The following is a 25,207-nucleotide window of genomic DNA, read 5'->3' on the forward strand; positions in this document are numbered from 1 at the left end:
GATCCGCCTCGGCGCGCTGGCGCTGGCCGCGGGGGTCTGCACACCGCCGCTCGGGCCGGTCATGCGGACCGTGTGGAGCGGCCTCGTACCGGCACCTCCCCGAGGTGCTCCGCCCGCCCTGGACTCCGTGATGTGCCCGTGGTCCGGGGAGAACGAAGAGTCGGGCTCCGGTGGAACGGGACCGCGTCCGGCGGTCGTGGGTGACGACGGCCACCGCGCCCGTCCCGATCCGCCACCGCTGCCCGTACGACAGATCCTCCATCCGTCGCCGCGCCGACGTCGTGGGCGGTGGGGGCCATCGCCTTCAACCGCCCGTCGGCGGAACCGTCTCCGCCTTCGGCCGCTCCGCCACCCGCCCGCAGCCCGGCGGGGATCATGGTGACCTGGAGGGACGGTGCCGGACGGCGGGGATCCGGTACGAGCCCCCTCCGCGAACAGCGGGACCAGGGCTGAGCGGCGAAGGGACAGCGATGGCGTTCACGGACGAAGCGGGGGGCCGGGACCCTGGGGAGGCGGGGGGCCGGGACCGTGACGAAGCGCTTCTGTGGTCCGCGCCCGTGGGTCCGCCGCCCGCGCCGCCGATCGACACCAGGGCGCAGGTGCTGCCCATCGGCGAGCTGGAATGGTCCGACGCCGAGCGCCTGTTCCTCAGGCTGCTGCACACCGTCCGGCCCGTCCAGTACGCCAAGCTCTTCGGTGTTCCGGGCCAGGCCCAGGCCGGGATCGACGCCTATGCCCGGCTGCCGCTCGCCCTGACGGGCGGGGGGTCCGGCGGCCGGGACTACATCGTCCTTCAGTCCCGGCGGGTCAGAACGATGACCGCGGACAGGATCACGAAGGCCGTCGACGACCTGCTGAAGGGCGAATGGGCCGACAGGGCGTCGATGTTCCACTTCGCCACCTCGTTCGACCTGCAGAACACGAAGCTGGACACCGCGATCCGTGAGGAGACCGAACGGCTGGCCGGGCTCGGGATCACCTTCGTCCCGTGGGGCGTTCAGGAGGTTTCCGGCCTGCTGAAGGACCATCCCCGTATCGTCGACGACTTCTTCGGCCGAACCTGGACGGAGCGCTTCTGCGGCCCGGACGCGGCCCGGGCCCTCGCGGACAACCTGCCCCACCGGGACAGCGGAGAACTGCGCGCCGGGCTGCGCGATCTCTACCGGGCCGTCTTCTCCGCACAGGGCGGAGTCCATCCGGCCGAAGACAGCGAGCCCGGCGGCGAGTTCGTCGTCCTGGACGTCGATCCCCACAGCCGACGGGCAGACCTGATCGACGCCGAGCAGCCCGAGCCGCCCGTGGAGGAGCGGCGCCCCGCGGAGGGATCGGGCGACGGCCACACCTACCTCGCCTCACGGCTGGGCACCCGCCGGCAGTCGTTCAGATCGGCCCGTCAGCTGCTCAGGGGCGGCAGCCCGGCGGCATCGGCCGACCCGGGCGGTCCGGGTCGCCCGGGTGGCCTCCCCGCCGACGAGTGGCTGGCGGGCGGCAAGTACCGGCTGCTCGTGGGCCGTCCGGGAGTGGGCAAGTCCAGCTTCCTGCGGTTCATGGCGACGGACCTGCTCTCGCCCCGGCCCCAGTCGGTCGCGCTGCAGCGGGAACACTCCTGCGACCTGCCCCTCTGGCTGCCGTTCGGTTTCCTGTGCCGCCATCTCGAAACGTCGGCCGAGAACTCTCTCGTCTCGGCCGCCGAGGCCTGGCTGAAGTCGCAGAGCGCCGGCCATCTCTGGCCACTGGTCCGGCGCGCGCTCCGGGACGACCGCCTGCTGCTGCTCGTCGACGGCGTCGACGAGTGGAGCGATGTCGGCGCGGCCGAGCGTGCCCTCGGGACCCTCGAAGCGTTCCTCGGCCGCACCCGGGCATCAGCGGTGCTCTCCACGCGCCCGTACGCGGTCGACCGGCTCAACTGGAGGCGCCGGTGGGCCCAGGCCGAGATCACGCCGCTGTCGGACGGGCAGCGCCGGACGATCGCCGCCGGGATCCTCCGGGCCGGACGGGCCGAGGCCGACACGGCCCTCCCCCCGGCCTGGAGCGCCGGCGTCGGACCGTTCCTCGACCAGCTGGAGGCCACCCCGGAACTCGACGAACTCTCCAGGTCCCCGCTCCTGCTGACACTGCTGGCCGCGACATGGCGCGGCGAACCCCTGCCGCGTCAGCGGTTCAAGATCTACGCGCGGCTCGTCGAGCTGCTCGTCGCCAAGCATCCCCAGATGCGGCAGCGCGCCTCACACGCGCGAGGGGCCCTGCTGTCGGCGACCGACATGACCACGCTGTTCGCCGCCGTGGCCTATCGCCTCCGCGTCAAGGACCCGGCCGGCGCCGTCACCGGGCCGGAGTTGCGCGCGCTCGTCGTCGAGTCGATGACCGACGACGAAGTCCTCGGCTACCAGCGCGCCGAAGCCCGCAGGATCGCCGATGCGGTCCTGGCCGTGGCGGAGGACGAGTTCGGGCTGATCGTGTCGCACGGCGCCGGATACCGCGGTTTCCTGCATCGCGTGGTGCTCGACCACTTGGCCGGGCGGTACCTCGCCACGCTGCCCGCCGACGAGCAGATCGCGGCCGTGCGGCGGTTCGTGCACGATCCGGCCTGGCGCGATGTGCTCCTGGCGCTGCTGACCGCGCAGGCCGGCTCCCGGACGCCCCCGTCCCTCCTGGCGGCGGCCCTCGACACCGACGGCACACGATGGGCGGACATCGACGGATACGAGCTGCTCGCCGAGGCGCTCGCGGCCGGTGTCGCGCTCACGCCGGCGTCGCGGACCGACTACATCCAACGGCTCGTCGAACGGGTGGAGACCCATCCTTCGCTGCGTCATCGGGCGAACCTCATCACCTCGCTCACCGGCGTGCTCGCGAGCCACACCGCGCGCCTCCAGCTGCTGCCGGTCATGAAGCGATGGCTGACGGCACCTCGCCCCGATCCCTCGCCGGCCATGTGGGCGCTGCGCGATCTCGGCATCGCCGACGACCTCGCCTCCGAGTATCTGCTCTGGGGCATTCGGCACCCGGAGGACGGCGTGAAGGTCAACGCCGCGCTGGCCTTCGCACACCGATTCGGTGGCCGGCCCGGCCCGCCGGACCGGCTGATGGCCTTCACCGAGACCGGGCCGACCTCGGCGACCCAGGCCGCCGCCGTCCTCGCCCTCGGCAACGGCTGGCCCGACGCGCCCGAGACCGCACAGGCGATCGACTGGGCACGCCGTCAGCCGTCCAGGGCGCTCCGGCTGGTGGGCCTGCATCTGGTGCAGCGCGGCACGGCGTCGGGTGACGCCGCGCTGTACCGGCCGGAGGAACGGGACTGGCTGCTGTCCCTGCTCCGCCGGGAGGACCACCTCTCCGGGCCGTGGCCCGCGGCGGACCTCGTCAACATCGCCGCCGCCGGGGACGCGCGGGCGGCCGATTTCGCGTGGGAGACCCTGAGGAAGAACGGGCACAACGGCGGCGACCGCGGCCTCGCGTGGACGCTGGCCTGCAACGCCTTCGCCGATGACCCCCGCTTCAAGGACTGGGTGGCCGCCGGGCTCGCGGACCCGGGCAAGCACGGCCTGATCCTGTACGACGTCGGCATGATCCCCCAGCGGTGGCGCGAGGACCCGGCGTTCGCCCGGGTCCTGCACCTCTACGTGGACACCGGGCTGCGCAACGTCCTGCCCGGCCGTGTGGCCGGCCTGGCCACCGCGCTCCCGCCCGCCGACGCCCGCGCGACGCTGTTGCGCGGTCTGGACGCCTCCCGGCCGTACGCCGCGGCCCGGACGCTGGTCGAGCGGTACGGGGACGACGAGCACGTACGCGCCGTCCTCACCGGCCGGCTGCACGGCGACTTCGCCCGCGCCGCCCCGATGGCCGGTGTGGCCGTCGATGTGCTCGGCCACCAGGAGGGTTTCGCCCTCCTGGTGTCGCTGCTGCGGCGGCCCGACGCGGATGCCCGGACCGAGAAGGGCGTGGTCGTGGCCGAGGCCGTGGCCCACGCCTGGACGCGGCTGGAGACCGCCGCCCGGGGAGCCGGTGCCGACGCCGGGACCGCACGGGAGACGCTCGCCGGCTACGACCCGGCCGAGCTGGCGGCGCTGTGCACCGCGGTGAGACCGCATCCCTTGATGTGGCACGTCCCCGCGGTCATCAGTGCCTGGCCGGGGCAGCCGGCCGTCCAGGAATTCGCCCAGCGGCTCATCCATGACCCACGGCCCCTCACTTCAGGAGTTCCGGACACCATTCCGGCCGCGGTCCTCAGGGCCTACTGCGGCAGGACCGAGGCCGCCTCCCGCCGGATCCTCGGCGACACCCTCGATCTGCTCAAGCACATCGGACCGGAACTGCGTGAGGTCCTGACCTACGAACTCGCACGCGGCTCGCTCGCCGCAACCGACCTCATCGACGTCATGACGCGGTGGAAGAGCGAACCGGACACCGAGATCCGCCGACTCTCCCTCATCGGGCTCGTCCAGGCGGTCGGACTCCACCAGCAGGCCCACATCGACCGGACGGGCCCCGGCACACCTGCGTCCGCGATGGACTGGCTCCGCGCGGAGATCAGGGACGAGCTGTGCGCGTACGGCCCTGAACTCGAAGAGCGCCGGCAACTGGCCTGGATCGGCATGCTCATGCTCGGCGACCTCACCCTGATCGACGGTATCGAGGAGACCATCGGTCACACGGGTGAACCCGGCGTCGAGCTGGACGCCCTCTACGACGGTGATGTGGATCAGATCCTCGTCGACCTCGTCGCCGAGAACTGGGAGGGGCTGTGCGCCCACTTCGGCGACAGGGTCTTCGACCGGCTGAACGGGACGTCCAGCCGTGCCCGGCGAACGGCGGGCGAGCGACGGCGCCATGTCATGTCGGCGCTCGCGACGGCCGCCTCCCGGTACCCCGCCGTCGCCGAGATGCTCCGCCGTGAGGCCGACACCGATGCCACGCTCCGCCGGGACGCGCGCTTCCTCCTGTGGGCCAAGGAGGAGAACAGGGGCGACGAGGGAGTCCTCCGTGCGGTCGTGGCCAAGCTCGGACAGCCGGCGGCCCAGGGGGAGGACCGCGTACTCGAATCGATGCTGGACCGGCAGAGCTGGAATGTGTCCGACGAGGTGTTCAAGGAGATCCTCACCGGGGACATGTCCGGCACCCGGTCGGGCCGCGTGCTCGCGAGCGGCGAACTGGCCGCGTTCGCCCAGATCTTTCCGGCGGACAGCGTGTCCGGAGACGCGTTCCGGGACCTCGAGACATGGTTCGGGACAGACCCCGCGCATCGCGGGCGGCGCCACTGGGACGAGACGTTGGCCATCGCGTTCGGCGCAGCCGCGCCACGGGATCTGCCGGCCCTGGTGGCCCGCGCCCACGGCCTGTTCCGCATGGGTCTCCCCGACGTCCATCTGCCCATGTTCGTCGGGCCGCTGATGCGGCGGCTGCGAACGGACACGGACGCCGTCGAGGCGTTCCGGGCCGCCCTGCGCGATCCCCTGGGCATCCGTGAGGACAGCCCCGTACTGGCGGCGTCCTGGGACCCGATCGCCGACGCGCATCCGGAGGTGCGGACGGTGCAGCGCATGTACCTGTTCGCCGTGGTCCTGCACCAGGCGGATGCCCTCCCGCGGCCGGACGCGGTCGCGGCCGTCCGGGCCCTGGGATCCGTGTCCCCCGACACCGTCGTCCACAACCCCTTCACCCACCAGGAGGGCCCTCTCCGTCTCGCCGCACTCGACCTCGTCGCGCGCTGAGAGCGCGACCCGGCAGCGGGGGGCCGCAGCCCTCCCGGAGCCGCACGGCCGTCCGGTCCCTGTTGACCGTGGCGGGCGGCGTCGGCTTCACTGGCGCCGCGCGCACGACCATCGCGCCGCACGACCGCCGCCTCTCCGTCCCCCGGATCCCGCCGTACCGGCCCCCGGGGCGTTGCGCGTGAGCGGCCACGAGGGCCGGTCCGGACGCACCCGCCCCGCCCCGGCGACCGCCAGGGCCGCCCGCCGGGGCGGGTGCGTCCGTCCGACCGCTCGAACCATCGCGACCACCTTGGAGTCTCCGCCGTGCCCATGAACCCGCCCCCCGCCCCCCGCCCCGCCGGTGCCGCCACCGATGCCACCGCGTTCGCCCGCCCGGGTGCCTCGGACCCCCAGACCCGGGCAGTCTGGTCGGTGATCACCGGCATGTACGCGGCCTACACCCGTCAGGACCGGTCGGCGATCGATGCCTGTCTGGACCCGGACGCCACGATCTGGGACTCCGCCGCCGCCCCGCTGCTGTGCGGCAAGGCGGATCTGGACCGTATCCGCGACGAACGCCCCGCGGCGGGCGAGGGCCCGCGCGAGGCGGGGCTGGAGGCCTACGACCCGGTGATCGATGTCTTCGGCGACCTCGCCCTGCTCCGGTACTGGCTTCGCGTCGACTTCGCTCCGGACGACTCGGGCTCGCCGCTGACGCCGGAGATCGTGCGCAACACCGCGGCCCTGCGCCGGTACGAGGACCAGGTCTGGCGCATCGTCCATCTGCACGAGGACGTGCGGCAGGCCGGAGGCGAGCCGGTGCGCTAGCCCACCCGCCTGTGCGCGCCGCATTGCCCGGCCTCCTCGACCGTGCGCCGCGCACAGGCCGCGTCCTGGTCCGTCCGGTTAGCTTCTGCCCATTCCCCGAGACAGCCGGGAGGCGGCATGACATACCGGGTGGCCATGGACATCGGTGGCACGTTCACCGACGTCGTCGCGTACGACGAGACGCGCGGCACCTACTTCGCGGCGAAGGCCCCGACGACGCCGGGGGATCTGGCCGAGGGCGTCTTCGACTCACTGGGACGGGCCGTGTCCGATCCCGGCGCCATCTCCTTCTTCGTGCACGGCACCACGCAGGGGCTCAACGCGCTCCTGGAGCGCAAGGGCGCCAAGGTGCTGCTGCTCATGTCCGAGGGGATGCGGGACGTCTACCACATCGCCCGCGGCAACCGGGACCGCATGTTCGACCTCCACTACCGCAAGCCCGTCCCGCTGGTGGACCGGTACTCCACCGCGGAGGCCGGCGGGCGGCTCGACTGGCGGGGCACCGAACTCCGGCCGCTGGACGAGGACGCCGTGCGCACGGCCGCCCGTCGGGTGCGCGCCGAGGGATACACGGCGGTGGCCGTCTCCTTCCTGTTCAGCTACGTCGAGCCCAGGCACGAGCTGCGGGCCGGCGAGATCCTGCGCGAGGAGCTCGGCGACGAGGTGATGGTGGTCCTCTCGCACGATGTCGCGGGCGAGTGGCGCGAGTACGAGCGGACCTCGTCCGCGGTGCTCGACGCGTACACCGGCCCCGTCGTACGCCGCTACCTGGGCCGCATCGAGGAGCGTTTCACCGAGCGCGGCCTCGGCGTTCCGGTGCAGGTGATGCAGTCGTCCGGCGGTGTCGTCAACGCCTCGTTCGCCCGTTCCCACCCGCTCCAGACGCTGCTGTCCGGGCCGGTCGGCGGCACCATGGGCGGCGTCGCGGCGGCGGACCTGCTGAGCCGGAGGAACGCCATCTGCGTCGACATGGGCGGTACGTCCTTCGATGTGTCGCTGGTCCTGGACGGGCGGCCGGACATCTCCAACGAGGGCACCGCCGACGGCTTCCCGGTGCTGATCCCGCTGGTGAACCTGCACACGATCGGCGCCGGTGGCGGCTCGCTCGCCTACGCCGAGGCGGGCGGGCTGCGGGTGGGCCCCGAGTCGGCGGGCGCCGTGCCCGGACCCGCCTGTTACGGACGCGGCGGCACCCTCCCCACCGTGACCGACGCCAACGCCGTGCTCGGCCGGGTCGACCCGGACTGGTTCGCCGGCGGTCATATGACGCTGGACGTCGCGGCGGCCCGTGCCGCGATGGGCGGACTCGCCGCGGAACTGTCCCTGGACCCGGTCGCCCTCGCCGGCGGCATCTGTGATGTCGCCAACGCGAAGATGGCACAGGCGATCCGTACCCTCACGGTGGAACACGGGCGTGAGCCAAGGGAGTTCACCCTGCTCGCCTTCGGCGGCGCGGGCCCCATGCACGCCGTGGAGATCGCGCGGGAGCTGGGCGTCGAGGAAGTCGTGGTGCCGCTGTTCCCCGGGGCGTTCTCCGCGTGGGGGATGCTCGGCACCGCCGTACGCCGCGATCTGACGCGGCAGTTCTTCACCCCGGGACACGCCCTCGACAACACCGCCATGGCCGCCGCTCTCGCCGGACTGGAGGCGCAGGGACTGGCCGCGCTCGACGAGCAGGGCGTCCCCGGCGAGCGCCGGACCGTCGAGCACGCGGTGGACATGCGGTACGAGGGCCAGGACTACACCTTGGCCGTACCGCTCACCGGTGCGGACGAACCGCTCACGGACGGCTTCCTCGATGCGGCCTCCGCCCGCTTCGCCGCACTGCACGAGCGCCGCTACGGGCATGCCACACCCCAGGCACCGGTCGAGTTCGTCACCCTGCGCACGACCGCGCTCGGCGCTCCGCCCGAGCGGGAGACCCGCCCGTACGCCCCGGAGACGGGCGACACCCCGCGCGCCGGGCGCACCAAGCCCGTCGTCTTCGGCGGCAAGACGCACGAGACCCCCGTGCTCCGGCGTGAACACCTGCCCGTGGGCGAGCAGTTCACCGGACCGGCGATCATCGTCGAGGCCACCTCCACCACCGTCGTCCCGCCGGACGCGCTCGTCACCGTCGACACGAACGGTTTCCTCGTCATCAAGCTCGGAGGCGCCGCATGAACTCCCCCGCCGGGACCGCCATCGACCCCATCACCACGGAGATCATCCGCTGCGCCCTGCTCCAGGCGGCGGAGGACATGAACACCACGCTGATCCGTTCGGCGTACACCCCGACGATCTACGAGGCCAAGGACTGCGCCGTCGCCCTGCTCGACCGGGACCACCACGTCCTGGGCCAGTCGTCGGGCCTGCCGATCTTCCTGGGCAACCTGGAGGAGTGCACCCGCGCCACCGAGCGCATGTACGGCCGTGACGTCTGGCGCGAGGGTGACGTCTGGGTGCTCAACGACTCGTACATCGGCGGTACGCACCTCAACGACGTGACCGTCTACGCGCCCATCCACGTCGGCGGCGAACTCGTCGGCTTCGCGGCCTCCCGCGCCCACTGGATCGACATGGGGTCCAAGGATCCCGGTGGCTCCATGGACTCCACCACGATCTATCAGGAGGGCCTGCGCATGGGCCCGTTGAAGATCTACGAGGGGGGCGAACCGTGCGTGCTCACACAGGATCTGATCGCCCGGCAGGTACGGTTCCCGCAGCCCACGCTCGGTGACATGCGGGCCCAGGTCGCCTGCGCGCTCACCGGGGCCCGGCGGCTCGCCGAGATCGTCGGGCGGTGGGGCACCGATACGCTCGCCGCCGCCCGGGACGCCATCTTCGAGCAGACCAGGCAGCTGGAACGCGCGCAGATCGCCGCCATCCCCGACGGGGTGTACGAGGCCACCGGCAGGCTCGACAACGACGGCATCGACCTCGGCACCCCGCTGCATGTCACCGTGCGCGTCACCATCGACGGTGAGCGCATGGTCATGGACGTCACCGACTGCGCCGACCAGGCGACCGGCCCGGTGAACTGCGGCGCGGCACAGACCGTCGCCGCCTGCCGGGTCGGCTACAAGCTCCTGGTCAGCGGCGAGGTGCCCCTCAACGGCGGCTCGTTCGATCCCCTTGAGGTGGTGACCCGGCCCGGCTCCATGCTGGCCGCCGTCGAACCGGCCGCCTGCCAGTACTACTACTCGCACCTCGGACTCGTCATCGACCTGGTGGTGAAGGCCCTGGCTCCCGCGATGCCGGACCGGGCCGCGGCGGCTTCGTACGGCGACTCCATGATCGTGCAGTTCACCGGGCTCGACCCCCGCAGCGGCCGGCTGTTCGTCTCCCAGGAGGCGACGGTCGGCGGCTGGGGAGCCTGGGAGGCCGGCGACGGCGAGAGCTGTCTGATCAACAATGTCAACGGCTCCCTGCGGGACATGCCCGTGGAGGTTCTCGAAACGCTGTTCCCGGTGCGGGTGGAGCGGTACGCCGTCCGTCCCGACTCCGCGGGTCCCGGCCGTACGCGGGGCGGCAACGGCGTGGTGCGTGAGTACCGCTTCACCGCCGACCAGAATCTGTCCCTGTGGTGGGAGCGGTCGGTCACGCCGGCCTGGGGGCTGTTCGGCGGCGAGGACGGCGCGGCCCCTCGCGTGACTCTCAACCCGGGCGGCCCAGAGGCCCGTTCGCTGCTGAAGGCGAACGCGCTGCCGGTGCGCGACGGTGACGTCCTGCGCTGCGAGAGCGGCGGGGGCGGCGGCTACGGTCCGGCGTCCGAGCGCGCCGCCGAGGCGCTGGCCCAGGACGTCCGGCAGGACGTGCTCACCGCGGACCACGTCCGGGAGCGGTACCCGCGCTGAACCGTGCGGGGATGGCTGGACGACGGCGGCGCCGCGCGGGGAGGACTCACTCCCCGCGCGGCGCCGCCGTTCATCCGGCGTCCTCGTCGAGCAGCACCTGGCACGCCAGATGCAGCGGAAGCCGAAGCGCGGGGTCCTCCAGATCGCAGCCCAGAGCGCGCAGCCGCTCCAGCCGCGCCGTCACCGTGTTGCGGTGGACCCCGAGACGGGCAGCCGCCGCCGACGGGGCGCCGCCGACGTCGAGCAGGACGGCCAGGGTCCGCAGCAGGGCGCCATCACGGTCGGCGGCGAGCAGGGGAGCGAGGAGCGCCGCGGCCGGTCTGCGCAGGGACTCCCGCGGCAGTGCGGCCAGCAGCTGGGCCGGGCCCGCGCGGTCCGCGCGCACGACCGTACCCGGCCTGGCGACACCCGCGGCGGCGACGGCGTCGTCGAGGGCGGCACCCAGCCCGGTGAGCGAGTCGACCGGTCCGGCGAGGGCCGCGGACACCCGCCAGGGCCCCGCGGCCGTGGCGAGGACCGCGGCCAGCCGCCGTTCGGCGGACGCGAAGAGTCCGGCCGGTGGACCGTCGCCGGCGAGCGTGTGCCAGGCGACCCATACGCCCCGGTACATCACGAGCGGACCACCGATCCCAGCGCGGTCCCACCACGGTGCGAGCAGCGGCCCCGCGTCGGCGGCCGGGGCGGCTTCCGGCCGCAGCGCGCAGGCGACGAAGGGGCCACTCGTCGCCCAGCCCAGCGCCACCGCCGAGCTCAGGACGAGGTCGGGTCCGCTGTCCCCGGAATCGGTGACCTCCTCGGACCGGTCCCCGGCCGGGGGCCTGCGGCCCACCTCCGGCGCGTACCGGGCGAGGAGCGTGCGCAGCAGGGCCGAGGCCGCGCGTTCGGACCGCTCCGCGCCGAGCCGTTCACCGGCCGCCCAGGCGGTCAGCGGCGCGACGGCCAGTTCGAGGATCTCCGTCATGGTCGTGGTCCAGTCCGGAGCGCGCGACCGCGACCGCGCCGTCAGCACGGCCAGCCGCCCGCCGTCGGGATCGGGCACCGGGACCCGGACACGCACCGCGCCGGCCTCGGTGCTCAGGGCGGACGCCCGGCCGGCGAGGACGGCACCGGACGGGCCGGTGAGCGCCACCGAGGTGCGGGGCAGTACGTCGTGCAGGGCGGCGAGCACGGCGCCCGGCCGGTGCCCCGCCCGCGCGATCCGCTGGGCGGCCCGCGCCGTCAGCGCGGTACGGCCCGCCTCGGGCCGCGCCACGGCCGACGCCAGGAGTACGGCGGTGTCCAGCGGGTCGCCCTCGACCACGAGGAGCGGAACACCGAGCCGGCCGGCCAGTTCGACCACCGAGCCGGCGCGGACCGGTCCCGGCGGGACCACGACGCAGGCCGCCGCGTGTTCCCACGCCTTGCGCAGCGCCATCTCCACCGTCCAGGCGGCCGAGGCGACGTGCCCGACCAGCACCACGGCGGTCCCGGGCTGCAGGGCGTCCAGCGACTCGACACGGTCCACGATCCGCACGGAGAGGATCTCCGCGGGCAGGTCGGTGGGGCCGTGCACCGCCACCTCGGGCAGGGGGCCGTGCCGCAGGAGTTCCACCAGTGTCAGCGGGCGGCTCATGGCAGTGCTCCGATCGCTCCGGCCAGCGCGCGGCCCCGGGGGGTGTGCCAGGCGGGTGCCGCCTCGATCACGACCACCTCGACGGTGAGTCCGGGCACGGCGCGCTCCACGTCGAGCACCCGGCCGTCGGCACCGGTGACCAGCAGGATGTGATCGGGGGCGGACGCGAGGACCGCACCGTCGGCGAGTACCAGCAGCACTTCGTTGTGGGCCTCCAGACGGAACCGCCGCCGCAGCCCGCCCTCCTCGTCGACCAGGACGCTGGTCGGCCGGGACGGCAGGGGGACGGGCACGGCGGCGCCCCGCGGGCCGTACGGCCCCGGCGAGGGTTCCAGGGCGACGAGCCGGCCCCGGCACAGACGGCGCGGACGCCACGCGGCGAAGCGCGCGGGCCCCTCCAGCGATCCGACCTCGATCGCCCGGCTGACCGTTCCCCGCACCAAGCAGCGCGCCAGGGCCGCGCCGTCCATGGGGTATCCGGCGACGACCGCCCAGCCGCCGGCGGCCAGCACCAGGGGACGGACCACTTCCTCCACGCTGCTGCGCGCCGACTCCAGCGTGATGACGTCGCCGCCGGGGGTGGCCAGGGCGAGTGGCGCCGCGTTGACGCCCGCCAGGGTGAACAGGGTCTGTTCGAGCAGTGGGAGCACGCGTCCGCAGCCGTCGCCGTCGACCAGGGGCAGGCCGCAGCGGGCGGCCGTGGCGAGGGCGATCAGGGCGTTCTCCGCGGCGGTGTTGAGCGGCACCACGGCCTCGGCGGTCCGGCCGGTGATCCGTTCCACCGCGCGTACGGCGCGCACCGGCTCGTCGCCGGTGGGCAGTGATTCGGCGAGTGCCGCGGAGGCCCCGGCCAGGGTCACGGCGACGCACAGGCCCGCAGGCCCGATCCGGTCGGCGGCGAGCAGGCGCACCGGGCCGTGGGCGGCCAGTTCGGCGGCGGCCCAGTCGAGTGCCACCTGGTAGGCGGACTCCTCGGTCCCGGCGGCGAGCACACGGGCGCCGACGGCCAGGTGCTCCAGTTCGTCCGGTCCGATCACCCGGTCCGGTCCGGACGTCATGAGGGCACGTCCGTGAAGGGTTCGCCGGTGGCCTGCACGGTCACCCGGTGCACTCCGGCGGGCAGGTAGGCGACCGGTGCGTGGGTGAGGGTCCGCACCCGTACGGTGGCGGGGGCGGCGCCCGCGGCGATGGCGAGCGACAGCGCGTGTCCGCGGGCGGCGTCCAGCAGCTGGTCCAGCTCCGCGCGGCCGGCCGCCGAGACGATGTGCTCGATCTCCGCGCGGCAGTCGGCGCGGGCGGCGTGGCGGGCGGCGTCGAAAAGGCTCTCCGGTGCGCCGGTGTCCGCGAAGGCTTCCGCCCCGCCGCCGGTACGGATCACGGGCGCTCCCGGCACCCGCTCCCCGAGCCGTGCGACGACTGCCCGGATCTCGTCGGCGGTCCCTTCCGCCGGTTCGGTCACCTCGGGGGCGCGGAGCTGGACCCGTACGCCCAGGGCTCCCGGATACGGCCGCTCGTGCCGCACGGGCTCCCCGTCGACGACGGTGAGACAGCGCACCGATCCGGCACCCGCGTCCACCACGACGGCACGCTCGCTGCCGGTGCGGGCGGCGGCTCCGCGAGCGGCGCAGGGGGTGGCGGGCGAGGTCGCGATGACCGGATGCCTGCGGAAGTAGTCGGCGGACACCAGTCCCCCGCTGTCCCGGGCGAACAGCAGGGGGGCGTCGATCCCGGCGGAGCGCAGGGCCCGTCGGCAGTCCTGGACGAGTTCACCGGCCCAGCCGCCGAGTGCCGCGTTCAGGACCGTGGCGTTCTCCCGCTCGCGCAGACCCGGGGAGCCGATCTCGTACGAGAGGCTGAGGGCGGCGTCCGGAACGCTGTCGGCGATGATCCCGGCGGCTTCCAGTTCCGGCCCGTGCGCGGTCGGGGCGCCCGCGGCGCAGACGGCGAAGGCCGTGACGCCGGCCGCGCGGGCACGGTGCGCGAAGTCGGCCGTGGCGACGCGGTCGAGCGCGGCCAGCGGCCGTCCCGTCACGGAACTGCCGCCGTCCACGGTCCGGTACGGTCCGGCCACGGCGGCGCGGGCCTCCGGCGGCCATCCGACGAACGGGCCGAGCGCCGGGTGGCAGCCGGGAGAGATCCGCAGCGCCGCGACACGGCGGGGGACGAGCGGGCGGCGTGCCAGGTCGCAGACCACGGCGACGGCCCGGACCGTGCCGGGGAGCGGGCCGAGCCGGGCCAGTGCCCGGCGCAGGCTCACCGCCGTCGTCGGCGCGCTGTCGGCCAGCGCCCGGCCGACGACCCGGCCGGCGGTGTCGGTGAGGACAGCCGCGGTCGTCGCACGTCCCACATCGATTCCGAGCCTCACCCGGTCATCTTCCCATCGGCCGCGCCGGCGGCCAGCCGGGCGCGGATCGGCCGGGGCCTATTCCAGGTCCTTGCCCTCGGTCTCCGGGAGCGGAGCGGCGCAGACCAGGGCGATGGCGAGGAAGGCCATGATGAACAGGATCGTGGACGAGGAGCCGGTCGCACGGGCCAGCAGGAAGCCGACCACGGACGGTGCGAGCGAGGTGGCCCCGAGCTGGGCGGCGGTCGCCCAGGAGTATCCCGTGGCCCGCAGCGCGGTCGGGTAGAACTCGCCGTTCCAGGTGTTCCACACACCCCAGGCGCCGAGACAGAAGAACGACAGGGCGAAGTTGGCCACGTACATGGTCGTGAGGGTGTCCGCGTAGGCGAAGGCCACCCCGGAGACCGCGGCGAGGCCGACGTACGGCAGGAAGACCTTCTTGCGGCCGTAGCGGCCCGTCAGCAGGGACGCCGAGATGTATCCCGGAATCATGAACACGGCGCTCAGCGCGACGAAGCCCAGGCTCGCCGACATGCTCAGCCCCTTGTCCTGCAACAGGGTGGGCAGCCAGGTCTGAAGCCCCCAGTAGCCCCAGTTGAAGGCGAAATTGACGACGAGCATGAGCAGGCTCACACGGAGCAGCGGTCCGCGGAAGAGATCGACGGGCCGCCCCGCACGGGCCTCGGCCGCCGGGGCGGAGGCGAAGACCGTCCCCTCGGGCACATCGGCCCCGAGCCGGCGCAGCACCTCGGCGGCCTCCTGGTGCCGCCCCTGCTCCGCGAGCCAGTACGGGGACTCCGGGACCCAGGCCCGGATGGCGAACACCCACAGTCCGGCGAGCCCACTGGCGATGGTCACCACGTGCCAGCCGAGGCCGCCCAGGACCTGGGTCACGCCGACGGCGAGCAGGACACCGATGGGCCAGCCGATGGACAGATAGACGGCCGCGCGGCCACGCAGCCGGGACGGCAGCAGTTCCAGGAAGTAGGGGAACGTCACCGTGTAGATGCCGGCGAGCGCCAGCCCGGACACGAACCGCGTCACCATGAGCACGGTGAAGTTCGGTGAGAAGGCGCTGGCCAGCGCGATGACCCCGTACGCGGCGAGCGACCACAGGCAGACCGAGCGCCGCCCGATCCGGTCGGACACCGGCCCCCACACCAGGCTGCCCGGGATCATGCCGAGCGCCACCGCGGACAGGGCCCAGCCGATCGCGGACTCATCGATGCCGAAGGCGCCGCCGAGGTCGCCGGACACGTACACCAGCGCCAGCTGTTCCCACGACTCGATCACGAACGCCATGAAAAGGGCGGCGGCGGCAAGAAGGTGCGCCCGTCCCAGGGGCATGCTCTCGAACCACGCGCCGACGGGGCGGTCCGCCGTCCCTGCGGCATCCGCGGCGTGCGTGATGCCACGGCCCGCATCTCTCATGGTGCTCATCGGCTGTCCTTCCGGCCTGCTCAGGCTACGGCCCCCGGGATCAGGGGTGGCGGCACCATAGACATCGGCGGCCTTCCGCACGCGTGCACGACGCACACCCGCCCCGCGGGGAGGGGGTGCGTCGTGCACAGGGCGACCGGATCGTGACCCGGCCGCCCCCTACAGCAGCTCCACGATCTCCCTCAGCTCGCCGGTGGTGGGCACCCACTCCCCGGCCGCCGCGTTGGCCCTCACCTGTTCCGGCTTCGTGGCCCCCGCGATCACCGAGCCGCAGCCCGGGAACGCGGCGAGACCGCCGACCGCGATCTCCAGGACGCTGCGACCGTGCTCCGCGCCCCACGCGATCAGTGCCTCCACGGTGTCGAGCCGCGCCTCCGTCACCTGATAGGCACTCCCGGCGATGCGGGTCCCTGCCGGGATGGCTCTGCCGCGCCGCACCTTTCCGGTCAGCAGGCCGTTCGCCAGCGGGAAGTACGGCAGCACTCCGAGTCCGAAACGACGTGCGGCCGGGACGACCTCCTTCTCGCTGTCGCGGTCCAGCAGCGACCAGTGGTTCTGCGCGGACACGAAGGGCTCGAACCCTCCGGAGCGGGCGGCACACGCGGCTTCGGCGATCTGCCAGCCCGCGAAATTGGAATTCCCGATATAGCGGACCTTGCCTTCACGGACCAGCTCGGTCAACGCCGCGAGCGTCTCCTCGATGGGAGTGAGCGGATCAGGCGTATGGATCTGGTAGAGGTCGATGTAATCCGTGCGCAGACGCCGGAGCGACGATTCGACGGCGCGGCGGATGTACGCGCGTCCGCCCTTGGCACCGGCCGCGGGTCCGTAGCCCATGTCCATGGTCCGGTGCCCGAACTTCGTCGCCAGGACGATGTGCTCCCGCTGCGTCCGAAGGCATGCGCCGAGCACGGATTCGGATTCTCCGTAGACGTCGGCCGTGTCGAAAAGGGTGATCCCCGCGTCCAGTGCGGCGCTCACCGTCGTACGTGCCTCGTCGAGCCCGACGGAGCGGCCCAGTTCATTGCATCCCAAGCCGACCGCGGAGACCCGTAGACCCGAATTCCCCATGGGTATATAGCGCATGGGCTCACAGTCTACGGATGCCTGGCGGGCATTCAAGAGGCCCGTTTCCGCGTGCGTGCCACCTGCCGGTGGTTCACTCGCCGGCCGTGTCCGCGTCGGCTGGTCCGCACTCCGCCCTTCGGGACCCTGCGGATTTCCGGGGCACCCGGGCGTCACGCGAGAGCACCTCCTGAATCAGGACTCATCGGCGTCATCGAGATCGGGGCGGAAGGGAGCGCCAGGTGTCCGTTGCCGTGGAGCGACGGGGTGGGAGTGGTGCGTGGGGCGGGCGGGACGGAGGATTCCGTTCCAGGACTTGGCCGAATCCACCGGCAGGACGAGCGGGGACTCTTGACGGACCCTCATGGCTGCCGACAATCGGATCGGTCGGCACTGATTTCGTCATGCGCCAGGCGGAGAATCCCGGCGGCAGGAGGGCGCGAGCGGTCCGCCGGGCATCACGGAACAGTCCTCGGCACCATGCCGCCCGATGACCCGCCCCACATCACCGCGATGGCGGCGCGGGAGGAAAAGGAGCTGGGCTGTCGCAGTCATGCGAGAACGTTCGCGCAAGGGAAACGGCGCGCCGCGGAATGCACTGTGCTTCGCCCGTCGGTCCCATCTGCCGCAGAGAGGATGTCGGCAATGGCGGATGACGCCACGCCTGTCAGGCTGACGGGCGTCGTGAGCCCGGCCGAGTATTTCCGTTTCGAGGAACGCGACGAACTCGACTGGGACGTATGGTCCGATGTCCTTCGTGGGAGAATTGTCGGCGCCGTCTTCCGGGGCGTCCTTTCTCCGGAGGCCTGCGAGAGTGTCCGGAGCAATTTCCGGAGAAGCCCTCTCCGGAAGGATTCGTCCGATGGACTGTCCCTCAACGGCGACGCGTTCGGCGCCCTGCTGGTGGGGAACTCCAGCCTGTCGGCCTATCTGGACGAGGTGGAACGCAACCGCCCCTGTGTCGAGGAGCTCTTCGCGGGACCGGGCCGCGCCGTGCCGGACCTGGTGGACGGGTGTTCCCGTCATCTGGCACGGCAGGGGATCCGGCTGCGGGTGGCGGAACACCGAGGCCGTCGGGCGGGGGTGTTCAAGGTACGGAGCCGGGGCGGTGACGGATCCTATGTGCTGGCGCCGCACACGGACGCTTCCGCCTTCCGGGCCATGCCGCACCTGCGGGGGTTCGAGATCCAGCGGGCCCTTCGCTACTACTCGGCGCTGGCGTGTCTGAAGAACGACGCGGGGGGTGAGCTGGTGTGCTGGAACATCACGCCCGACGAGGAAAGCAGCCGCGCGCTGCGCTCCGGCCCCGATCCCCGGTACCCGGAGGAGGCGCTTTCCGCGTTCGACAGGATCACGATTCCTGTCCGTACCGGTGATGTGTACCTGTTCGACGTGGGGAAGATCCACGCCGTCGCGCAGCGGCACGACGAGAAGGCCGTGCGTTGTGTCGCTCAGTGGAACATGGGTGTGCTCGACGACACGACCATTCTGCGCTGGGCTTGACCGAAGGGGCGGACTGTGACCGAGGAATCGTTCAGGACCGACGTACGCCGCATCGCGGGAAGGATCGGGGCGGAGATCCGCGGTGTCGAACTGCGGGAGCCGGACAAGCTGGAGCCCGAAACGATGGCGGAGATCCGGGCCGCCCTGCTCCGGCACAAGGTGATCTTCTTCCCCGGCCAGCACCTGAACCACGCCGACCATGTGGCTCTCGCCCGTCGTTTCGGCGAGGTGACCCGCCTGCCGGGCTCGAAGCACGGCACGCATCCGGACGGGTTCCCGGAGATCCTCGTCGTCGATCCGGACGTGAACGACGCACGGCACGGCATGAGGTTCGAGGAACGGCTGCACCGCAAGTCGCTGCGTCATGACTCCGGTTGGCACGTGGACGTGGCCTCCGTGGTGAATCCGCCGGCCATCTCGGTGCTCCGGTGCGAGGTGGCCACGGAGTTCGGCGGCGACACCCAGTGGACCAACCTCGTCGCCGCCTACGAGGGGCTGTCCGGTCCGCTCCAGCGGCTGGCCGACGGTCTGCGCGCCGAGCACGCTCTGCACGCCGGGGTGCGGCTGCTGTTCTCCGACGAGGAGGACCTGGCGATCATCCGCAAGCGGGTCCAGGAGACGCTGGTCTCCCTCCACCCCGTGGTGCGGGTGCACCCGGAGACCGGGGAGAAGGCGCTCTTCCTGCCACCGGCATCCGTCTCGCACCTCGCCGGACTGCTCCCCTGGGAGAGCGACGGTGTCCTCGACGTCCTCCTCGCCCACCTCAGCCGCCCGGAGTACACCCTGCGCTACCACTGGGCGCCCGGCGATGTCGCCGTCTGGGACAACCGCGCGGTCGCCCACCTCCAGCCCGCCGATCTCCACTACACCGACTACCGGCGCAGGATGTACCGGGTACTGGTCCTGGGCGACCGCCCGGTCGGACCGGACGGATTCGTCTCCGAGTCCGTCCGGGGCGAACCGCTCACGCCGTTCCACGGACCCGGGGAGAGCCTGCCCACCGGACCGGCACCGGAATAGAGGTGCGGCGGACGGGGCGTCGGCGGACGGACCGGCCCCCGCCGCGATGGCGTGCCCACGGTGTCCCCGCGGCTGTTCGCCGTCCACAGCCGCGCGAACCGGGCGGCGAACGGCACCGCGAACCCGCTTCCGCGCCCGCCCGCGCACATCCGCGCACCGGGTATCGGCCCGGTGCGCGGGCGCGTCGGTCCGCCGGATACGTCAGGTGCCGGTGAGGCCGCCGCCCATCGGCCGGACGTCGCGCAGCGCGTGTGCCATCAGATGGTCGGGGATGTCGCCGGCGCGGTCGTCCCAGGGGATGGGCAGCACACGGACACCCGGCAGGTGAACGGCGTGGTAGGTGGGGAGCGGCGTCGTGGTGCTCAGCGGGCGGGCGGCGAGGAGGACGCGTCCCTTGGGCACGACCGAGGCCAGGGCCTCACGGATGCCGGCCGTGGTGCCGGTCGTCTCGACGACCACTTCCGGCCGGTGCCCGGTGCCCGGCGCCGGTCCGGGCAGGGCGAGCCGGACGAGCCGGGCGAGCGCGCCGTCCCCCGTCACCTGGACGGCGGCCCCGCCCGCGGCCGTCGCGGCGGCGTGCGCGGTGGCGGCCCAGGCGTGCGCGGCGCGCTCGCCGGCGCCCGTCGGCGGGTACCCGTACGCCCAGGTCTCGGCCGCTTCCGGGTCGTCCGCGAACCACACCGCTTCGGCCGCCGCCGGGAGCCCTTCCGAAGGGCGCGTGACGCGCCGCCAGGTGCTCACGGTGTGCCGCCTTCGAGGAGACGGGCCGGGGAGACCGCGCGGCCGAGTCGCGCGGAGGCGTAGGCCGCCTCCACCACCGCCTGGGTGCACAGCCCGTCGGCGAGGCTCACGTCCACCGGGGTTCCCTCGTCGACCGCCCGCGCGAAGCGGGTGAACGCCCAGGTGCGCAGGTCGATCGCGGTCGGTGCCGCCCCGGTGGCCGCCCCTTCCGCCGGGTCGGACGTCCCCCGCCGGGTCAGTTCGTAGTCCGGCGTCAGCCGCACCTCGCCCTTCTCGCCCCAGACGCGGGTCCGCATGCCCCGGCCGCCGGCCACGCTGGCGCTGCCGACGAGGGTCGCGACGACGCTGCCGAAGCGCAGCACGACGCTGACCACGTCCTCGATTCCGGGAGCCGCGGCCGTCGCCGAGGGAGCGGTCTCGGCGTAGACGCGGTCGGGTTCCCGGCCGATGAGCGCCCGGACCGCGTCGATCTGGTGGATGAGGTTCATGATGAGGAATCCGCCGCCCGCGCGCTCCTTCGACAGCCGCCAGGTGGTGGAGACGCGACCGCTGATACCGCCGAGGAAGTACGCGACCGGCTTGTCGGTGAAGTACGTGGTGGCGACGCCGAGCGGGTCGCCGATCTCCCCCGCCGCGACGGCCGCGACGGCCTGACGGAACCTCGGGTCCGTGCGGGTCGGGAAGAGGACGCCGGTGCGCAGCCCGCTGCCCTCCGCGAGGTCGGCCATCCGCCGGGCCGAGACCAGGTCCTGGGCGACGGGCTTCTCCAGCAGGACGTGCTTGCCCGCGGCCAGGGCACGGGTGAGCAGCGGTTCGTGGGTGTCGTGCGGGGTGGCGACGACGACCACATCGACGTCGGGCCGGGCCAGCAGGGCCGATACCGATGTCTCCCACGCGCCGCCGAACCGGGCGGCGGTCTCCTCGGCCAGCTCCGCGACGGGGTCGTGGCAGGCGGTCAGTTCCGCCTCGTCCGCGGCGGCGAGCGCCCTGGCGTCCTCGATGCCGATGTCTCCGCAGCCGAGCAGGCCGAAGCGCAGCGGACGTGCGACGAGAGCGGGCCAGCCCGGGGCGGGGGGCGGGGTGTCCCAGTGCAGTACGGCGCTGACGAAGGCGCGATCGTCGGCGAGGCGCCGGTAGACCTCCGGGGCCCGGTGCGCCGGGTAGTCGGCCAGCACGTCCCTGACGGTGAAGCGGCGCTGTTCCAGCAGGGAGAAGAACAGGTCGGTGAGCCGGTCCTCGTCCGCCTCCGTCATCCCGGAGACATGGGCGCCGCGCAGGTCGATCCGGCGGTCGTGGAGTTGCTGGAGCGGGACATCAGCCTGCTCGGCCCGGGGTGAACCGAGCAGGACCACCCGGCCGCCGTCCGCGGCCGCGGCGATGGCGACGGCCAGGCCGGGGCCGCTGTCGGTGGCGTCCACGACCAGCGGGGTGCCTCCGTCGAACTGTCCCGGTTCCCCGAACACGGTGGAGGGTTCCGTTCTGCACGTCCATGTCCTGGCCGTGGACGCGGCGACCGCACGCACCCTCGGTGCGCCGAGGGCCGAGGCCAGACGTCGGGTGATGACGCCGAGCAGGCCCTGGCCGATCACCGTCACCGGCTCGCCCGCGAGCTGTCCTCCGGTGTCGAGGCCGTGCAGCGCTGTGAGGGCGAGCTGCCAGACGGCGGCGTCGGCCGGCGCGACACGGTCGGGCACGGCCCGCACATGGCGTGCGGGCACGACAGCCGTGTCGGCGTGGCGCGCCCGTCGCACCGCCACCCGGGTACCCGGGGCGAACCCGGGACCGCCGCGCACCGTGCCGGCGGCCATGTAGCCGGGGAACTCCGGGAAGCGGGAGCCGGCGGTCGGGCGGTCCAGCAGGATCGCGCGTTCGGTACCGGGCGACAGGACGCTCACGCCGACGTCGACCACGACATGCCCGGGACCGCCCGGCGGCTCGTCCCGTTCGACGATCTCGCACCTGCCGGGGCCGGGCAGAACCACCTGTCGCATGCACGCCTCCACGGGGAATTCAGAGATTTCGATCGAGGACAGGATCAGATTTCCTGAGGGATGCCCGAATGCCGCGTCCCACAGGCATGGTTGACCGGACGTTGTTTCTCAGGCACGGTAAATCGGGTGATAGCTTTGACATTGCGAAAGCTGAATTTTGATCCCCGCACCATCGCACTCGTCGAGCATGATGTCTCCCGCCTTCTCGCGCGGTTCAGACAACGCCGCCGGGTACGGAGGCCGGAGGGTGTGCCGCAGGCTCGCAGAATCCATTTGGGCTGTGGCGACCGGCGCGTTGCCGGCTGGCTCAACTGCGATGTCGCCGACTCGGAATTCGACATCGATCTGGCGGCCGGCCGGCTGCCGTTCCCGGACGGCTCGGTGTCGGTGGTGGTGATGCAGCACGTCGTCGAGCACCTCGAACTGCACGGTCAGCTGATCCCGCTGTTCCGGGAACTGCACCGGGTCTGCGCGGACGACGCCACGCTCTGGCTGTCCTGCCCCGATCTGGCCAAGGTCTGCGCCGCCTACGACGCGGACCGGGGACAGGCCCTCAAGGACGACCGGTGCAGCCGCTGGCCGGACTACTCCCTCGGCGGGGCGCCCGTCCAGCAGTTCATCAACGACCTCTTCCAAGCGCGCGGCAGGCATCGCAACCTCCTCGACCTCGAACTGCTCGCCTGGGCTCTCGACCAGGCAGGCTTCACCGCCGGCGAGCGGATCACGGAGGCCGACCTGCTCGCCGCTCACCCAGAGTTCCCGCCGCGGCACGACGACGCGCAGTCCCTCTATGTGCGGGCGTGCAAGTCCCGGTAGTGGCACCACAGGTCGTAGAGGGGGATGTCCGCCGGGTCGGCCTGGGTCGGTTTGACCGGCTCGGTCCAGTGGACCATCAGCGGCGGGGGGACGGAGGGGTGCACGATCGCGCCGTCCTTCGCCCGGACGCCGGGTGTCCAGGCGAAGACCTCGGCCGGGACGGTCCGGTCTCCGGTCGTGGTGCGCAGGTGGTGCAGGCTGGTGTAGGCCAGGCCCGACGTGACGATGAGGTAGTTCAGGAACGGCTGCTCATATCCGAGTTTCATGTGCGGGGCCAGCTCGCGGGCCGCGGGCAGCGCCGCGGTGATTCCGGCCATCGTGAGCGCGCCTTTCCGGGAGGCCACGAATCCCGTGTTGGCGGCGTATTCGTACTGCTCCGCCGTCAGCTTTCCGGACTCCTTGACGCTTTCCAGCCAGGCGCGTCCCGGAAGGTTGGACGTAGCGGTGACGAATCCGTAATCCATGAGGTAGTCGAAGACGAAGTCGATGTTCCGCAGAACTGCCGTGTCGCTGTCGATGTAGAGGAATTCGTCGAATTCGCCCTCCCACGCCGCGAGTTTCCTGAAGTGTCCCCTCCGCCGCTGATGGAACGACAGGCTGGTCCCGTCGCACCGCGCCAGCAGCTGTTCGTCCTCCCACACGGTGAAGCCGTACCGCTCGCCCAGGGCGGCGACCTGCCCGTACTCCCCGTCGAAGGGGATCAGCCGGAGCGGGATGTCGGGGTTGGTACGGCGGAAGCTGCTGAGGAACACGGTGACCAGTTCCACCACACGGTCGTTGGCCACGAAGTACACACCGCGTTTGCCGGGCATGGCATCTCGCCCCTTCTCGTCCGGGAGTGTTGGGTGGGGACAGCCTTCTGGGATCGCGGAGAGCAGGACGTCCCCCGGTGGGTCCGGGGGTACGAGGGGCGGGTGAACCGGTCCGGTGTACGAGGAGCCGGGGCACCGGTCCGGTGTACGAGAGGCCGGTGTACGAGAGGCCGGTGAACCGGTCCGGTGCGCGGGCCCCGCCCGGAACCGCTGGTTCCCGCCCCGCCCGCTTCCCGGGCGCTCCTCAGTAGGCCGCGCTCACCACGGTGTTCGGTGACCCGTGCACCTTCTGCGCGCGCTCCTGCATGGCCATCAGTCCGGCCAGCCCCTCCGGGGTGTAGAAGGCGCTCAGTTTGGTGTACCCGTCGAACTTCACGTCCTCCCCGCTCCATGAGACGGCAGCGGCGGGCTCCGCCAGCAGGCGCGCGTCCTGGGCGACCCAGAGATGGCCCGCCGCGGTGTCGGCGCGGACACGGTCGAAGAGGGCGCGCAGCGCCGTACCGGAGAAGCTGCCCGCGTAGTAGACGGCGCGGCTGCCCCAGTTCAGCGTCGGGTGATGGCTGCCGAACTTCACGTAGTAGCGACGCCTCCCCTGACCCAGCCGGCAGTACTCGTCCAGGGTGATCCAGGTGCCGTCGGGCAGGTGGAACCCTTCGGGGGTGATGATCTCGGTGTGCGGGAAGATCCCGCGGATCTCGTCGGGGTAGAACTCCCGGGCCTTCGACCAGAACGGCCAGGCCATCGTCACCTTGGCGTCGTACAGCGGCGTGGGCGGATGGTCGAAGACGAGCTCGCCCTGTTCGCACGCCTCCATCCACTGGTCGAAGAAGCCGTTGTACCTGAGGTCGTAGAACTCGTGGGCACGGACGAACCCGCAGTCCTTCCAGTGAACGGCGTCCCAGGCGAAGTGCCGGATGCCGGCCTCGCGCAGTCGCTGCACGGTGTAGTGGACGCCGTGCGGCCGGGAGGCGTTGCCGGTCAGGTGGTGGATGACGGGGCTGTCGCCGAACCGGGTGCGCAGGGAGGCCGCGAGGTTGTCGATGAGCGGGTCGAAGCGCCGTCCCGCGGCGTCGAAGTCGTCGGGAAAAGCCCGGTAGAGCGCGTGCACCTGGTCCGCGATCTCCCAGCCGGAGGCCGGACACTGGACCTCCGCGATCGCGCCGGGGGCGGGCTCGTCGGTACGGAAGTAGAGCGGGAGTGCCAGATGGCGCTCCGTCAGCTTCAGATGGAACTCACGGCCCCGCTCCGGCGGCTGTCCGGCCACGATGGTCTCCGCGATGGCGGGGTCGGCCTCACCGTGCAGACTGGCCAGGAAGACGTCGCGGGTGATCCGCTGGAATTCGCGGATCAGGGCGTTCCGGTCGATGAACCCTCGCAGGGTTCCGGGATCCAGTGTGTAGGGACGGCTGGAGATCAGGTTGGTGAAGCCGACGTCGGCCCGGGTCCTGCGCTCGATGTCGTCGCCGATGAAGCGGTACCAGGGGTGTGTGCTCTGTTCCGGCATACGGG

Annotated in this window: 16 protein-coding genes; 7 read left to right on the forward strand and 9 right to left on the reverse strand. The window is 72.5% G+C overall.

Going from position 1 to position 25,207, the window contains the following annotated elements:
- Positions 1-557: 557 nt before the first annotated feature.
- From ABT170_RS22010 to ABT170_RS22025, 4 genes are all read left to right on the forward strand, one after another.
- Positions 558-5,711 carry an NACHT domain-containing protein gene (locus ABT170_RS22010; RefSeq protein ID WP_351869969.1) on the forward strand — a complete coding sequence of 1,718 codons (5,154 nt, stop codon included), beginning with the start codon at positions 558-560 and terminating at the stop codon, positions 5,709-5,711.
- Positions 5,712-6,020: 309 nt separating this feature from the next.
- Entirely contained in the window at positions 6,021-6,518 is a 498-nt protein-coding gene (locus ABT170_RS22015) for a nuclear transport factor 2 family protein (RefSeq protein ID WP_351869972.1), read from the forward strand.
- 117 nt (positions 6,519-6,635) lie between these two features.
- Entirely contained in the window at positions 6,636-8,681 is a 2,046-nt protein-coding gene (locus tag ABT170_RS22020) for a hydantoinase/oxoprolinase family protein (RefSeq protein WP_351869975.1), read from the forward strand.
- Positions 8,678-10,354, forward strand: coding sequence for a hydantoinase B/oxoprolinase family protein (locus ABT170_RS22025; RefSeq protein WP_351869977.1), 1,677 nt, complete (start codon positions 8,678-8,680; stop codon positions 10,352-10,354). The genes ABT170_RS22020 and ABT170_RS22025 overlap by 4 nt, the downstream gene beginning before the upstream one ends.
- A 70-nt stretch (positions 10,355-10,424) precedes the next feature.
- On the opposite strand, the gene ABT170_RS22030 is transcribed toward ABT170_RS22025, so the two are convergent.
- The 5 genes from ABT170_RS22030 to ABT170_RS22050 form a co-directional block, all read right to left on the reverse strand.
- The gene (locus tag ABT170_RS22030) at positions 10,425-11,966 is read right to left on the reverse strand and encodes a PucR family transcriptional regulator (RefSeq protein WP_351869980.1); all 1,542 of its coding nucleotides are present in this window, start codon (positions 11,964-11,966) and stop codon (positions 10,425-10,427) included.
- Positions 11,963-13,024, reverse strand: a complete 1,062-nt coding sequence (locus tag ABT170_RS22035; RefSeq protein WP_351869982.1) for a DUF917 domain-containing protein — start codon at positions 13,022-13,024, stop codon at positions 11,963-11,965. The genes ABT170_RS22030 and ABT170_RS22035 overlap by 4 nt, the downstream gene beginning before the upstream one ends.
- Entirely contained in the window at positions 13,021-14,331 is a 1,311-nt protein-coding gene (locus ABT170_RS22040; protein ID WP_351869984.1) for a hydantoinase/oxoprolinase family protein, read from the reverse strand. The genes ABT170_RS22035 and ABT170_RS22040 overlap by 4 nt, the downstream gene beginning before the upstream one ends.
- 57 nt (positions 14,332-14,388) lie before the next feature.
- The gene (locus ABT170_RS22045) at positions 14,389-15,750 is read right to left on the reverse strand and encodes an MFS transporter (protein ID WP_351869987.1); all 1,362 of its coding nucleotides are present in this window, start codon (positions 15,748-15,750) and stop codon (positions 14,389-14,391) included.
- Between the two features lie 159 nt (positions 15,751-15,909).
- Positions 15,910-16,836 carry an aldo/keto reductase gene (locus tag ABT170_RS22050; RefSeq protein ID WP_351869989.1) on the reverse strand — a complete coding sequence of 309 codons (927 nt, stop codon included), beginning with the start codon at positions 16,834-16,836 and terminating at the stop codon, positions 15,910-15,912.
- A gap of 624 nt (positions 16,837-17,460) precedes the next feature.
- On the opposite strand from ABT170_RS22050, the gene ABT170_RS22055 reads away from it, so the two are divergent.
- Together ABT170_RS22055 and ABT170_RS22060 are read left to right on the forward strand one after the other, a co-directional pair.
- The gene (locus ABT170_RS22055; RefSeq protein WP_351869992.1) at positions 17,461-18,318 is read left to right on the forward strand and encodes a 2OG-Fe(II)-dependent halogenase WelO5 family protein; all 858 of its coding nucleotides are present in this window, start codon (positions 17,461-17,463) and stop codon (positions 18,316-18,318) included.
- Between the two features lie 15 nt (positions 18,319-18,333).
- Positions 18,334-19,338 carry a TauD/TfdA dioxygenase family protein gene (locus tag ABT170_RS22060; protein ID WP_351869995.1) on the forward strand — a complete coding sequence of 335 codons (1,005 nt, stop codon included), beginning with the start codon at positions 18,334-18,336 and terminating at the stop codon, positions 19,336-19,338.
- Between the two features lie 201 nt (positions 19,339-19,539).
- Here the strand turns inward: ABT170_RS22060 and ABT170_RS22065 are convergent, their stop codons facing one another.
- Positions 19,540-20,079 (reverse strand): hypothetical protein, encoded by a 540-nt coding sequence (locus tag ABT170_RS22065; RefSeq protein WP_351869998.1) that lies wholly within the window; start codon positions 20,077-20,079, stop codon positions 19,540-19,542.
- Positions 20,076-22,070 carry a Gfo/Idh/MocA family oxidoreductase gene (locus tag ABT170_RS22070; RefSeq protein ID WP_351870001.1) on the reverse strand — a complete coding sequence of 665 codons (1,995 nt, stop codon included), beginning with the start codon at positions 22,068-22,070 and terminating at the stop codon, positions 20,076-20,078. Before ABT170_RS22070 ends, ABT170_RS22065 begins: the two co-directional genes overlap by 4 nt.
- Positions 22,071-22,343: 273 nt before the next feature.
- Between ABT170_RS22070 and ABT170_RS22075 the strand changes: the two genes are divergently transcribed.
- Positions 22,344-22,886 (forward strand): methyltransferase domain-containing protein, encoded by a 543-nt coding sequence (locus tag ABT170_RS22075; protein WP_351870004.1) that lies wholly within the window; start codon positions 22,344-22,346, stop codon positions 22,884-22,886.
- Here ABT170_RS22075 and ABT170_RS22080 read toward each other — a convergent pair.
- Positions 22,859-23,698, reverse strand: a complete 840-nt coding sequence (locus tag ABT170_RS22080; RefSeq protein ID WP_351870007.1) for a glycosyltransferase family protein — start codon at positions 23,696-23,698, stop codon at positions 22,859-22,861. The two genes, ABT170_RS22075 and ABT170_RS22080, sit on opposite strands and share 28 nt — an antisense overlap.
- A 244-nt stretch (positions 23,699-23,942) precedes the next feature.
- The gene (locus ABT170_RS22085) at positions 23,943-25,202 is read right to left on the reverse strand and encodes a hypothetical protein (protein ID WP_351870010.1); all 1,260 of its coding nucleotides are present in this window, start codon (positions 25,200-25,202) and stop codon (positions 23,943-23,945) included.
- Positions 25,203-25,207: the final 5 nt, after the last annotated feature.

This window comes from Streptomyces sp. NPDC001787, from assembly GCF_040297465.1.
In the GTDB taxonomy this organism is placed as follows: Bacteria; Actinomycetota; Actinomycetes; order Streptomycetales; family Streptomycetaceae; genus Streptomyces.